Consider the following 13,906-nt stretch of genomic DNA (forward strand, 5'->3'; position numbering starts at 1 on the left):
ATTTAAAAGAATTTTACAGGCTTAAGGAAGTTCTGTTATAATCTTATCTGTACTATTTTTAAGGAGGAAATGAAATGACACTGGCTAAAATCGTTTATGCAAGTATGACTGGAAATACAGAAGAAATTGCTGACATCGTCGCAGAAGCATTTGAAAATTTAAATATCGAAGTAGAGATTGATGAATGCACGCAAGTTGATGCTGAAGATTTTAAGGATGCTGATATTTGTGTTGTGGCAACTTATACTTACGGTGATGGCGAATTGCCGGATGAAATTGTTGATTTCTATGAAGATTTGCAGGAGGTAGATTTATCTGGAAAAACCTTCGGTGTCTGCGGTTCCGGAGATACATTCTATGAAGAGTTCTGTAAATCTGTTGATGATTTCGAAGCAGTATTTGTAAAAACAGGAGCAAACAAAGGAGCTGACAGTGTAAAGGTTGATCTGGCAGCTGAAGAAGAAGATATTCAAAATCTAGAAGCCTTTGCAAAAACCTTAGCTGAAGCAGCTTCATAATTTAGCCGATTGTTTATAAAAAATGAAGTTCTACATCAAATTTTGTGAGTAGAATCAAAACACCCGAAAATTGTCCTTGAACAATTTTCGGGTGTTAATTTTATTTAATCTTTATTTAAAAATTCTTTTATTGCCTGAGCGTTCGCTGCTTCATCGATCTCAATGACACTTCCGGAAGAAGTATAGTCATTAAAATCCCAGCTACCTTCTACAGGAACAGATAGGCTTTCCAAAGATTTTACTTTACCCAGCAGAAAATCCTTAGCTAAATCAATAATCAAATCAGTCGGTACATTTGTATCAACTTTTCCAACTGCTTCTCCTGCAACCTTAGGCAGCTTAAGAATAGGAACCAAATCCTTCGATTGATCCGCCAAGGCATTCATCACCTGCTGCTGTCGGCGAATCCGTCCAAAATCCCCCTCTTCGTCCATTCTAAATCGGGCATATTGAAGTAAAGTATTTCCGTCCATCTTCTGCTTTCCAGCATATATATCAACACCATCCAAATTAATGTCTTTTTCAGCATTGATTTCTACGCCGTCAGTATATAGCTCATCCACCATTTCACTAAACTGGCTAAAATCGATGACTGCGTAATAATTAATCGGTATACCAAAGCTTTCATTCAGGACTTCTTTTGTCAGCTTCGCCCCGCCATAGGCATAAGCCGCGTTTATTTTATCTAAGCCATAACCGGGAATATTGACAAAACTATCTCTCATAATCGAAATAAGCTTAGGCTGCTTAGTCTGCGTATCGTAATGGGCAATCATTAACGTATCTGAGCGGCCGTCATCTTCATCATCATCTCGGGTGTCAGTACCAATCAGCATGATTGTCAGCTCTTTGTCGCTTTCTTGATTATCTCCGGTAAAATCTTTGTTTTTGGTTACTATAGCTTTAGCTTCAGCTGTTTCTTTGGCACTAAAAAATGTCAATGCAGCATAGCAGCCTACAGCATCTAAGATAAATACAATAAATAGCAAGATGATAATTCCAGTTTTAGCTGTTTTCTTCATCAGTCAAGTCCCTTCCACTGTTGTATACCAGTGTTCATATTCCCATAACACAAAAGCTAGCCCCATTACACAGACTAACTAACCCATTCATTTTTTCAATTGACAATTATTTTTACCAATAATAAATACAGTAATACTATACCCACATCGAAAAGTGAAGTCAACTAAAGATATATTAAGATTTCTTATTTTTTTCACAGGAAAAAGCATTCAAAAAAAATAACATCTATTTTTTTAAAACTCAAAAAGACCTTTAAAAAAGCAACTGTCAACGACTATCAGAACAAGTACAAGAGCAGGGAAATCAGAGAATGTTGATTAACTATTTTCGTTTGATTTCTTTCTTATTTGGATGGTAAGAATTGCGGCGCTTATAAGAATAAACACTAATAATAGCCAACTAAACCAGCTTTGCAGGAAAAAATTTTGAATAATATAAGCGATAAGAGACAGTTTAGTTAGTCCATAAATCATCGCAAAAAACATATAGCTAACAGTTTTTGATAACCCTAATGCGAATAAGCCTGATAAAGCACTAATTAATGGTACCAGCCAGAAAACCTGTTCAAAAGAGAAGCCCGTTCCTGTTGCTGAAGCTAGAGCCATGACAAAGGATAGCGGATAATACAATAATGCATTTAATGCAATTTCACATAGCAAATAGAGGATAACCTCTGGCCGCTTAAACGTATTTTTCATTGCTGTAGTAGTTATTTTCATAAGGCACCTCAATTACATTCTATCTATTTTTTTGATTATTCATTCTATGTTTTATGTCTACTAGAGACGATTAAGAGAACTATTATCATTATAACATTTTTCTTTCAAAAAAAAGGAGCTAGCCTGAAAACAGGCCTCTCCTATAGTTTTTGCGTTTACTCGCTTCATCATACTGTTAATAGCTTTTATCAACAGCTGCTATTTTTATTGTTTAAAAATCTGTAAAGCCAGCTTCCAGCTCTTTACTGAATAAATGATGTTTTTCTGCAATAATTTGATCAAAGAACAATGCCTCTGAAACACTAAAGTATGGCGTCACGTAAAATAGTGAAATACCCATGCTGAAAAATGTTAGTACATACCATGGAATAAAAGACAGTGTAAACAGAAAATACTCCATTTTATAGCCTTTCATTAACTCCATACTCAATGCAATTGCTTCCTTCGCTGATAGGCTTTCATCTTTTCTCATCAGATAATTGGTCATGCTATAAGACATCTGCTTCACCAGACCTGGAACAATAAATAGCAGTGACCACAAGAAAGTGTAAAGCCAAACCAGTAAATTCGCAGGAACAGCTCTCCTTCCATTTTCTTTAAAGAACCTGGTAAAGGTCAGCTTTAGACCAAAATCTAAACCTTCGGCATTATCAACAGCTGCCCATTTCATCATAGCTTGATATAAAAGTACGACGAAACCTATTGCTAAACCAAATAGAAAGGCGAATAATCCAATAAGGACAGAACCAGACCGTCTATAACCATAATTATAATCATACAGGTGATTTCTTGCAGTAAGCTGTTCATCGAACCCTTGGACAGGCAGATTCAATGCATGAAGGTTTCGACCTTCTTCTTTTTGGTTCTCTTCTTCATAATAGCCGTCGTCATCAAAAGCGTCATACCAGCCATCGTCATAGCCATCATCGTAACCATCGTTATAGCCGTCCATATAACTGTTTCCCGAAGCTCCGTCATAGCTGTCGTCATCATCCCAAAGATCATAGTCATAATAATCATCATACTCATATTGATAATCATACATATCATATGAAGTGCTGGATGTAGCAGCCATCATTATAAAAATATATCCCGCCACTGCTATAAACGGAATCACCAGCAACGTGCTCCAACGACCATAATTTCGATGCAGCAGCCGCTGCGCCTGTTTCTTTATTTCACTTCTAAGCATCTTGTTTTCTCCTTTTTTAACCCATTATCCACCTTTTACCTGAATCTGTTACTAAGTAAGTAGTTTTACTATATCGAAAATCTGTACTTTGTACAATAGAAAGACTGAAATTTTCCCTACAATTTATGTAGAAAAATATAATAGCTGCTGGCACTCTTCTATAGATTTTCTACAGATATACGCTGTTCTTTATTCCCCTGTTTAAGAATTGCCTGATTAATGCGATCCGCCCAACCCATATTTGCTTCTTCGGGAATTACAAACAACGCCTCCTTGTAATTCCAGCCCTTCCTAACCACCTGACAGCCTTCTGTCAGCCATTCTCCTAACTGAATGATTTCATCAAACAAGTCTACCGCATAGTGATTGAAGGCCTGCAAACGATTCAGCTTTCCATTCAATTCACTTTTTATTTCACCATACATTCCTAAAAGTGTAGTGTTTTCACTAATAAAAAAGGCTTTGTTTAGAGGCTCCAGAGTAGAATCAGCTACTTCCTTGAGCAAGCGTCGAATTTTTTCTATTTGATTTTCCCAATAGCTAATCTGCTCTGATAACTCGGCAGCATTCAAACTGCAGTAGTCGACCGTTGACAAATAGTTTTTTATAAACTGATTGTTTACCTCAATAACTATCTCCGAAAGTAATTTTCCTCCTCTTATCAAGGGCAGCAAAACCGTTTCAAAATACTGTTTTGCTGAGTCGTATGCTTTTGAGCGACTTGATGTTTCCAAGATAAATTTTTGAAACTGATTAGCTAGTTGTTCATAGATAGTCTGTTGCTCCTGACACAGCCTATTCATCCCCTCTACCTGAGATAACGCCTGAGGTAAATCAATATAGATATTCATTATTAGTCTCTCTTTCTTCCATAAACAATCTTTCCACACTATTTTTAGATCGACCTATTAGCTGCAGCCACTCATAAAAAATGGATCCCCATAAACAGCTGCCTTGATTTACTTTTTAGTCTTTGCTATATCGCTTATTCCAATCCTCATGTACTTAATTCTAATAGGGCCAATCCGCTTTATTTTATAGTTCTTTAGATATTTTTTTCAAATGATCTGCTGCTTCAGTCACTATTTTACTAATTTCTACAGTTGGCTTTACCACTTGCTCTACTGCTTTTTGAAGATGATTTTCTTGATTATCTGGGGGTAATTCTTTCAAGCTATTCATTAAATCATCAGCTGCACTATAAAGACTGTCTGCAACTTTTTCGGCTATTCTGCTGTCTTTATGATTACGTTCCATTGTCTCGTTCCCCCAATAGTAATCTACTTGTCAAATTCATCGAAAACTTTCTTAAACATCTATTCTTTTCAAAATAAGAGATAGTCTTTTCATCTTTATTTTATAAATAGTATCATAAAATACGAATAATTTGTTATCATTTTTTTACATCTAAATCTAAAAAAATGAGAATTATTTTACCTCCATAATTAAGTGAAATAACTTTGAGGTATGCGAAGAATTCAGACTCTATTACTCAGGCTTAAAACATGGAAAAAGTACTTTTTTAGTAGACTAAAGACAACAAAGCCATCCACAATCAAGGTACTGTTGTGCAAAAAATTTGTAACTATTTCTTTTGTAATCAATCCATCTATAGAAAGATATTTGGAAAGACACTATCAATAAGTTAGCTTTTTATTTTCTGGATACTATGACGTCACAGGTAACGGTCCTAATCATAATACTCATTTCCCAACAGAATTTACCTGTAAATAAAGTTATTTTTTATATTTATTTTATCAATTGATTAGACTATAGTTTCAAAATAAATGCAGAATGTACGTTTAAGAAACTGTTATTTTCAGGCGTTTCTTCGTATTTTTTCTCACTTTTTGTCTTGCGTTTTCTTTTTGTTCGTTTATACTTATAAGCGTGGGATAGAAAAAACAATTTTATATATTCATTGGCTCTCTTAATTCGGCGCCAACCGAATTTTAGAGAATCGTTGTGACAACCGTAATTGCCCAACATATTGCCAATAGTGTCAGCGCGCCGCTGCTTATTTTGTATGCTCTCCCTGCATAGATACCGATCTTTTAGGTAAAGGTCCTATTTGTGCAGTCACTTCAAAAAAGCAGATGGGCTATGAATAAAAACTATTGTAAACGATATTAGGGTAATTCCTGGTATCGTTTTTTCTATCCTGCTTTCACAGGCAGGATAAAATAAAAAGGGCACTTCACAAAATGGCGCCAACCATTCTGTGAAGCCTTGAATAGACAGCCGTAACTATCTAGACAAGTTTGCCCAATTACCAGCACTGAGCACTGGCTTCTTTATTGTACCGAATTTTACAGAGAATTTCCAGTCACTCTCTTATTATTTGTTTCAATATGTGCCATCCAACTGTCATAACCCAATTAATACCTGCGGTTTTCTTTTAAGACAGCTCTTTTTATTTGTCCTTGCCATTATCTTGATAAATATAACTTACAAAGCTCGTCCTATATAAAAATTACAGCTCCGTATACTTCTCTTTATTCCCTTTACTCTTATCCACTGGGTACTTAATCGCATTCAGCTTCATCTTGTCTTCAATAATCTCATGAACATCCAATTCCAAATCTGACGCCAGCATCAAACTATAAATTAAGACATCAGCTAGCTCCTGCTTGATATTCTCCATATTTTTTGATACAGCTTCTTCGTCTGTCAGCCATTGAAAATTCTCTAGAAGCTCAGCTGCTTCCAGACAAATAGATAGAGACAGATCTTTTGGGTGGTGATACTGCCGCCAGTCTCTTTCATCTCTAAAATGATTGATTTTACGAATTAATTCTTCCATTCTTCTACCTCCATCCGCTTACTTGCTCTATATCTATCCGACAACTATTTTCTTATTCAGCCTTGTTAAGCTCTCGATAGCTGCCTGTAGTTTATGTTAGATTAACACATGCTTCACTCTTACTATCAACTTTTTACTTTCCTGAAATTTTTCAGCCAATTATAAGAGATTTTTTTATTTCTAGTTATTATTACCCCTTTACCCGATACTAAGCTTAAACTTTCATTCAATAAATAAATGGCTTCTTCTGCATTTTCTGTATCATAAGGGCCATCAGATAATTCATCACAAAGTTCTAGTAGAAGAAAAAAATTGGGGACGTGCTGATAAAGCTTCTGCACAAACTGAATCAGTTCATTACTGTAATCCATCGCTCCATTTTTGCATATCCTAAACTGCAGCTCTTGAAGATGAGAACTTTGTAAGTGTAGTGCAAGATAAACTTCCTCATCATAGCTTTGCTGAAATGTTTTTTGGAAATATCTGTCAAAGCCCTTAACTTCTTTAAAATGCAAACTCCGGCCAAATCGATATTCCCGCGGGTCTTGAGAAAATGTTTCTTCCCCCCATGCTAGAAGCAGTTCCTGCAGCTCCACTCCATAGAGCTCACTTTCAGGTATCAGTATATCTAAAAGAAAATCCATCTGTATTCTTCCTGCCCCTTCTCTGTTTCTTCCCCGACTATTTTTCAAAAAATATAATAACTAAAATTGTCGATACTTTCCACATAGTTCTATTTTACTTAGGGATGCACTCGCTTGAAGTGAGGAACAGCCGAGCTGATTTTACTATCTCCCTTTGGATCATCAAAATAAACAATTTTATCTAATGGTATTTCTTCGGGAATAAGCAGTCTGCTGATTTGGATTCCTTTATTGCAGCTGCTGCACCAGACCAGACTGTAACCGATGCGTGACTTTTGATCCCCTACATATAAGTAATCAAGTGTCCTACCTTCACATGAGGGACAAGAAAGCTCAGACAGGCAGCTAACGTAATCAGGAAGGACTGCCGCAGTATGAACCCATGCTCTAAAGTTTTTCATTAGGCGACCTCTTCCACGCTATTCTTTCACTGCTATTTTATCAATCAGATAGCCATCTTGATCAAACACCTCGGTAATTCCCACAGAATTTACAATCATCAATATATCCTTCCCAATAAAAATTGGCTGATCCTCATTTTCCTCATAGAAGCACTCGCCATCCTTGTTCGTGTATAGCTTCTTATTTGTACCATTAATTCCTTCTTTATAAAGTGTAACTCTCCAGCTATTCAGAATTTTTTCTAATGTAATAGACCGGTCCTTTTTGATTGTATAGAGAACTTTTCCATTTTTATCAATTAAACCATTGTCATACGCTTTATTATATATTGTGGCAAAATTGCTGTTTTCAAAGCGGGTAATTCCATGAATCTTTCTTTTTTCGGCTTCCTCTTGAGAGAGCAGTATATCTCCATCTATATTAACCAAGGCATAGCTTTTGCTGCCATTCCCTACTTCTCTCGCACTAAGCAAACCAAACCCAAGATAAGTATAGTCATCCATATCAGAATCTAAAACAGCTGCTTTTTTCAGATTTTCATCAATAAGGACGTAAGAGCGGTTGAACTCCTTGTCTCTATAATAGGATAATGCATAACCATCCTTATCAAAGTCATAGATTGATCCCAGTTCGTTTTCCTCTATTTCTTCTCCAGTCATTAGAATCTTGCCTGTTTTATCAATAATCAATTCCTCGCCGAACTCACTTCTAGCAGTGGCGATACCAGCTGAACTAAATGTGCCAATGGATTGGAAAAGCAAAGGCGATCCATCCTCTGTTTTGATGATTTCACCGTTTTCATCAATCAGGCCATTTTGATTGTCTGTAGTGTAATACTTTGCAACCGTATTATCTCTATAACTATAAATATCTTCAATTTTCTTTTCTCTGGCATTGACAGGTGTTAAGGTCCAGCCCTTTTCACAATGTAGAATTCCCTCTTCATCATTTATCTGAACAATAGCCCCTTTAACCTTTGGATTATCACTGCTGTTAATATATAAATCTTCAAAACGCTCAGTCAGCAGCTCGCCTTTATAATTTAAAACTGCACTCTTGCCATCTGTAAAATGGATGGTCGCTAAATAACTAGTTTCAAAATAAATTGATTTCACCTGTTCAAACTTCATATCTCTGGCTGCTTTGATAATTTCACCATTATTCTTGATGATTCCCAGTCTATTTATAGCTGTATCTCTGTACGCACCGTACTCCCCTTTAGAAAAGGCACTTTTTGAGATGGAATAGTCTCCTTCCAACCGTTCATTAGTTCCGGAAATGTAATAAAAGCTTTTATAATTTTCATCTTGACATGCAAAAAGCTTACTATTTGGAATTGATTCTATTTCTGTTATCTTCTCTTCCACACCATTCAGTAATATCTTGCCGTTCTCATCCATTAAGCCCATATAGCCCTTTGCTGAATAGATAAGCGTTTCATTTTCCAACGTTTTATCTGATTGTCTGATTTCTGTACTGAATCCCATATCTGGTTCCTGCTCTACTCGGTGTTCTTGCTCCAGATATATACCAACAGCTAGACAGATTCCGATCAAAGCCAATCCAGATAAAATAATAACCTTCTTTCGAGCTTTCCATATTCTCTTCATTTTTATTACCACCTTTTTATTTTCTCCATGATCCAATCGATCATTTTATATTATAACAATTCTTAAAAGATTATGGCTTTATTTTTATGATAAAAATTGAAAAACAGGCTGATTGTGTTTCACAGGTTTCAATCAGATCTGACGATTCCTGCTGCTAATTCTTTGCTTCCTGCTTTATTCCTAATTAGTTCCCTATAAATAATAGATACAGGAATAGGAATAAGGCCTTCCCCTCTTTCAACTCGTAAACTAAAAAACTAATCATAGATGCCGTAATCAAAGAAAAAATAATGTGTACTTGACTGCCCAAAAATCCGCCGGTATGTATAGCCCTTCTGTACTTGAATCAGCTCGGGTTTATCCATTTTTTCCAAAAGCAGCTCGACAATTTTCAAAGGTGTTTCAACCGCTGCTAAATCATTATGCAGATAACTAAAAAATCTTGTAGGAGAAACAGCTTGAATATCTATTTGATTGAGCATCCCAAAATAAGCAGGAATCCAAACGTTTTCCAGAGCATTTAACCACTCCGCATCTTTTTTGTTTGGTTCTTCCTCCAACGGCCATTCTTCACTATCAAAAAGTTCTTTTTTAAACAACGCTGAGAAAGCATCCTTAACTGTCCCGATTTCCTTTTTAGGTACCATTAAAATATCTACCTGCATGACGGATTTACTAAAAGAGTATTCTTCAAAGCCGACTACTTGAATATCTATCTCTGCTGTCATTGCAGCAAAGTGTTTTTTATCTCTGAATAACGCTTGAATCTGCTGCTTCATTCATTCGCTCCTTCTATTTAGCTAATTACTACCTGTTAAAGGTTTATCCAATACCGTTCGACTATTTCATCATCCTCTACTTCTCCTTCAAATACACCCCCATTAGACAAAATAACCTTTCGAGACGCAAAATTACTTTGATCACAGGTTACAAGAACCTTTTCCAGACCAAGCTGTCGGCAAAAGTCCAGCGACCGCTTTAGCATTTCTTTGGCATATCCTTTCCCCCAAAAGCTTGGCCGGACACTGTAGCCAATATGGCCGCCAATTCGAGCAAGATAGTCATTGAGTTCATGTCGGACACTAATCATTCCCACAAGTAGTTGATCTTCCCCGCGAACAGCCAGAAACTGAGTTGCTTGAACCAGTCCTTCTGCTACTGTTTCACTGTTGCTATTCATTTTGATACAATCCAGCCATTTTTCTATCTCTTCGTAATCCGCAAGAAATGAGGTGCCATCCATCGAAGTCTTAGACTGTAGAAATTCGTTTCTATATTCTTTTATCTGCCCTTCATATACAATTGAAGGCTTGATTAATTGTATTTTGCTCATACTGCACACTCCATTTTTTAGTTGTATTTCCTTTATCAATAACTACTCTGAAAAAGCTTTTTTCCTTTCATTCCTGCTAAGCTGAACAAGTCATTTCAAATCAGATAAACAACTCTCCCAATATGGCTATTTCGCTAGAATCATTCGCATAGCCGGTCAACAGCTTTCTTAGCTGAAGCTTTTCAGCAGCGGTAAACTGGACGAAAAAATGGCGGTTCCATTCCTTATACCAGCTTTGGATTCGCCTTTGAATAGCCTCTTGAATAGCGTCATTCAGGGCACAAGGGTACAGTTCAAATAAAATCAGCAGGTATTCTTTTCTGGGACTGCTCGTCAGCAAATTTAAAATACTTTGCTGGCAATAAAAATTTGCTGTTTGCTGAAACTGATTCATTATATCTCCTTCAATAGCAGGAGTATAAATAGCCCTCAATCCCTCGATCGCCTTTTGCCGTACTTCCCTAGAGCAATCCGCAAGACCTTGATAAAAGAGCGGGACTTGTTCCAGAGGTGATAAGCAAACTGCCCAATCAAGAACCGCTGTACGGATTTTCTTCCTAGAATCGTTTTGTTTTTTTCTCATCTGCTCTTCATCACGAGGGTCCCTCAGCATTGCCAGCCCCTGCAGTGCTGTCACTTCATTTGTTTCAAGATGCTGATGATAATACGTGCGGATATTCATGTCAGGAAACTGTTTGACCACATAATCTCTGGTCAAATAACGGATACTTTTGGCACTATCCAATAGCCTAGGAATCATCGTTTCCTCTTTTTCCAAATGGCTGTAACTCCATTCGCTTGCGAGCTTTCGAAGAATTGTTTGAGGATGAGACAACAGCTGTCTAATCTGTTCTTCCTGATGCTCGGTTGTTTTAATCAGAACTTTGAAGCTTCTCGCTAAAGTCACTTTATCAGACTTGTTCAGTCCATTATGGATGCTCTCCATTTTCGTTTCCTCATCTGCTGAAAATCCTAATTCAAAAGCATAACGGTAAATAAAGACATCCTCTGACTGCTGAGCTCTTAAGAGTATTTTCGGCTTTGTCAATAACACCTGGACTAGTCGTTGCTGTAATTCTATGTTCTCTTTGTGCCCTAATCCTGAGAGCCGCTGAATAAAGGGCAGGCAGTATTCCCAGTCCTCATCACAGCAGGTGTCCAGCTGACTTAAAGCTACCAGAGCCATTTGACGAAGCTTTGGGACATTATCATTGAGCGTCATTAATAAAAATACCGCTTTACGCTTTAGCGGCCATTCTACAAGCTTCTCCCAAGCCAGCTCACGAATATAACCATTAGGATGAGCAGTCAGCCAGAGCCAAAAAGAGCCGGAATCCTTCTCATTAATCCTTTTAAGCTGTTTTTTATCTAAATTCAGCCACTGCCATTTATCTGTTTTATAGTGGGAGAATGCTCTTAGTTCCTTATAAGTATCTAATAGAGCCTTGGGTGTTAATGTATGTAAACAGCTAGTCAGCACAGCGAAATAATTCTGATGATTTTTATAATCCAACCGTAGCTTGTAGCAATAATACTTAATCATTTCTCCACTGGAATGTGTGCTCATTTGTTGATTAAAACGCTGAATTTGATGTTCCTTTTGTTTCATCTTATCCTTTTCCCTCCCTTTTATTTTAATTGAAACAGTGCTGTCTCATAACCTGCTTCTTCTACATTTTTTATGTATGCTGCTTTCTTTTTATAGTAGGTTACCAGTTTTTCATTCCCTGCCCAGCAGTCAAAATAAACCTCTTTTTGCTCAAATTCTCCTTTGTTTTGAGCAAAGGCAAACAGTCTGTCTAGTATCCCCTGACCTTGATATTCTGGATGAATGGCTATCTTTCCAATGAATAAAACTGGAGTTTGGGACATAAGTAAATGCCCGAACTCTTCTTTGTCTAAAATCCGAATAAACGGCGTTCCAAAAGTAGCTCTCTCGGAAATAAGCCGAACTATCTCAAAAATATGAAAAGCTATTTTCGGATAATTCGTCTTATTTCTCGAAGCTAAACACTTTTGTCACGACCTCATGAAAATTTTCCATTTCTGAAATGCTCATACTCCCAATAATCCGTTCTGATTTTTTTAGAAGAAACAGCATCGGTAGAATATTTTCAATCTGCTGCTCTGTCCAGGGATAACACCACTGTTGAATACCTCTTTTTATCAGCTTATCTGTTACTTGGTTGTACAGACAAACAAGTTTAGGTACATCTATTTTCTCTGCTTTTTTAATCATCCTTTTCTCTCCTCATTCGTTTCCCCTATACCTGTTCTTCTCATTATACCTGATAAATAAGCGCTAATTACAGCTCTTTTAGTTGATGCACCTTTGCAGCTCTGCAAAAAAAAGAAACCGAAGCAGCTAAATTTGGGCTTCGGTTTCTTTCTGCTATTCAATTATTTCATCCTTACTTAGTCAGGATGGCTTCCTGTTCAGCGGGATAAAACGGGATGATTTCTTCATCTGGAATCACAGGTGTACCATAACGGAAGTAGCTGTGCGGCAGGCTGGCACCATACCAAATGATTGCCTTTTCTGCATCTGTCAGCTTCCACTCAACTGGTTCAAAGGTTGGATCAAAAATTAAATATCCTGTATCTCCAAACAGCTCAATCCGATTACCTCCTGGTTCAATAACATACATACATTTAGCTTGAGAAACACCATGCTTCAGCGGACCAGCTTCAATGGGAATACCTAATTCTGTTAAAGCATCAGATAGATATTCTAAATCTTGAGGATCACCAAACCAATAGGCAATATGGTGAAGACGACCCGGTTCCGCTTTATCAAACATTCCATCAGCCATAAAAGCAATTTCATGAACAAGCGGCGATACCGACAGCCAAGCAGCTCCTTTTCCGCCATCTTCTTTAGCTAAATATTCACGAACCTTAAAGCCAAGATGTTCCGTAAAGAATTCGACATTTTTATCTACACTTTTAGATAGACAGTTCATATGATCTAATCGGCGAACAGGAACACCTGTAAGCGGACGACGTTGAGGACGGTTATTTAGTTTTGATTTTAATTCTTCCGGCGCAACATAATAGTCTACATCAAAGAAAATTTCAAACAAATGATTATCTGGACTAGTAAATTCATACGCTTTTCCTCTGCCAAAAGCCGGTTCCACCCAGCCTTTCCCCTCAGGAAGATTGGAAAGAACTGCTACTCTCCGTTCTAGGGCTGCCTGACTAGTTGCACGCCAGCTGGCTTTTGCAAGTCCTGCTTCATGATGAGGCGTTAGCTTCATACTGTATTGATAAGGATCTTCATACGCCCGCATATATACAGAGCCTGCTTCATCGCGATTGACGACAATCATCCCCATGATTTCAAAAAACTTAACAGATTCTTCCAGTTTTGGAGTATAAAGATTTACCATGGCCAGCTGCGCTACTTCAAATAATGGTTCTACCTGTGTATTTGTCATATTCTTGTTCTCCTTTTCCTTTTATCTTTTTAGTTTTTTTGCAGACACTCCGCCAATTCCCCAGTGGGTTTTCGGCACCTCAGAAACGATTACACGAACATTTTGCTCCGGTACTTCTAAAACGCTTTCAATTGTTTCCGTTACTTCAGCGATCAGCCTCTCTATTTTTTCTTCTGACCGTCCCTCCATGATTTCAATATGAATGAGTGGCATATGCTCCCT

Annotated in this window: 17 protein-coding genes; 1 reads left to right on the forward strand and 16 read right to left on the reverse strand. The window is 37.3% G+C overall.

The features are described from left to right. Positions 1-74: 74 nt before the first annotated feature. A complete protein-coding gene (locus AC1Z3K_RS02325; RefSeq protein WP_426082209.1) occupies positions 75-518 on the forward strand; it encodes a flavodoxin in 444 nt (147 codons plus the stop codon). A gap of 104 nt (positions 519-622) precedes the next feature. Here the strand turns inward: AC1Z3K_RS02325 and AC1Z3K_RS02330 are convergent, their stop codons facing one another. The 16 genes from AC1Z3K_RS02330 to AC1Z3K_RS02405 all read right to left on the reverse strand — a co-directional run bounded on the left by AC1Z3K_RS02330 (position 623) and on the right by AC1Z3K_RS02405 (position 13,897). Continuing rightward, positions 623-1,540, reverse strand: coding sequence for an LCP family protein (locus AC1Z3K_RS02330; protein WP_426082210.1), 918 nt, complete (start codon positions 1,538-1,540; stop codon positions 623-625). Between the two features lie 318 nt (positions 1,541-1,858). Then, the gene (locus tag AC1Z3K_RS02335; RefSeq protein WP_461731722.1) at positions 1,859-2,260 is read right to left on the reverse strand and encodes a hypothetical protein; all 402 of its coding nucleotides are present in this window, start codon (positions 2,258-2,260) and stop codon (positions 1,859-1,861) included. Positions 2,261-2,471: 211 nt separating this feature from the next. After that, positions 2,472-3,452 carry a DUF975 family protein gene (locus AC1Z3K_RS02340; RefSeq protein WP_461731723.1) on the reverse strand — a complete coding sequence of 327 codons (981 nt, stop codon included), beginning with the start codon at positions 3,450-3,452 and terminating at the stop codon, positions 2,472-2,474. A 158-nt stretch (positions 3,453-3,610) separates the two neighbouring features. Further along, positions 3,611-4,303: a hypothetical protein gene (locus AC1Z3K_RS02345; RefSeq protein ID WP_461731724.1), complete on the reverse strand. Its 693-nt coding sequence runs from the start codon at positions 4,301-4,303 to the stop codon at positions 3,611-3,613. A 184-nt stretch (positions 4,304-4,487) separates the two neighbouring features. Next, positions 4,488-4,709, reverse strand: coding sequence for a hypothetical protein (locus AC1Z3K_RS02350; RefSeq protein WP_426082215.1), 222 nt, complete (start codon positions 4,707-4,709; stop codon positions 4,488-4,490). Positions 4,710-5,925: 1,216 nt separating this feature from the next. After that, positions 5,926-6,255, reverse strand: coding sequence for a nucleotide pyrophosphohydrolase (locus AC1Z3K_RS02355; protein ID WP_426082216.1), 330 nt, complete (start codon positions 6,253-6,255; stop codon positions 5,926-5,928). Positions 6,256-6,380: 125 nt separating this feature from the next. Next, a complete protein-coding gene (locus tag AC1Z3K_RS02360; protein WP_461731725.1) occupies positions 6,381-6,899 on the reverse strand; it encodes a hypothetical protein in 519 nt (172 codons plus the stop codon). A gap of 98 nt (positions 6,900-6,997) precedes the next feature. Beyond that, positions 6,998-7,300 carry a hypothetical protein gene (locus AC1Z3K_RS02365; RefSeq protein WP_461731726.1) on the reverse strand — a complete coding sequence of 101 codons (303 nt, stop codon included), beginning with the start codon at positions 7,298-7,300 and terminating at the stop codon, positions 6,998-7,000. Positions 7,301-7,318: 18 nt separating this feature from the next. After that, on the reverse strand, positions 7,319-8,911 hold the full coding sequence (locus AC1Z3K_RS02370; protein ID WP_461731727.1) for a hypothetical protein: 1,593 nt from the start codon (positions 8,909-8,911) through the stop codon (positions 7,319-7,321). Positions 8,912-9,168: 257 nt separating this feature from the next. Then, positions 9,169-9,690, reverse strand: a complete 522-nt coding sequence (locus tag AC1Z3K_RS02375) for a hypothetical protein (RefSeq protein WP_426082220.1) — start codon at positions 9,688-9,690, stop codon at positions 9,169-9,171. Positions 9,691-9,725: 35 nt separating this feature from the next. Then, positions 9,726-10,244: a GNAT family N-acetyltransferase gene (locus tag AC1Z3K_RS02380; RefSeq protein ID WP_461731728.1), complete on the reverse strand. Its 519-nt coding sequence runs from the start codon at positions 10,242-10,244 to the stop codon at positions 9,726-9,728. 100 nt (positions 10,245-10,344) lie between these two features. Then, on the reverse strand, positions 10,345-11,853 hold the full coding sequence (locus AC1Z3K_RS02385; RefSeq protein ID WP_461731729.1) for a HEAT repeat domain-containing protein: 1,509 nt from the start codon (positions 11,851-11,853) through the stop codon (positions 10,345-10,347). Positions 11,854-11,873: 20 nt separating this feature from the next. After that, on the reverse strand, positions 11,874-12,116 hold the full coding sequence (locus tag AC1Z3K_RS02390) for a GNAT family N-acetyltransferase (RefSeq protein WP_461731730.1): 243 nt from the start codon (positions 12,114-12,116) through the stop codon (positions 11,874-11,876). 121 nt (positions 12,117-12,237) lie between these two features. Further along, entirely contained in the window at positions 12,238-12,483 is a 246-nt protein-coding gene (locus tag AC1Z3K_RS02395; RefSeq protein ID WP_461731731.1) for a hypothetical protein, read from the reverse strand. Between the two features lie 172 nt (positions 12,484-12,655). Then, complete coding sequence (locus tag AC1Z3K_RS02400; protein ID WP_461731732.1) at positions 12,656-13,684, reverse strand: VOC family protein; 1,029 nt, start codon at positions 13,682-13,684, stop codon at positions 12,656-12,658. Between the two features lie 21 nt (positions 13,685-13,705). After that, positions 13,706-13,897, reverse strand: coding sequence for a 4-oxalocrotonate tautomerase (locus AC1Z3K_RS02405; RefSeq protein ID WP_461731733.1), 192 nt, complete (start codon positions 13,895-13,897; stop codon positions 13,706-13,708). Positions 13,898-13,906: the final 9 nt, after the last annotated feature.

The sequence above is a fragment of the Enterococcus sp. LJL128 genome (assembly GCF_056924295.1).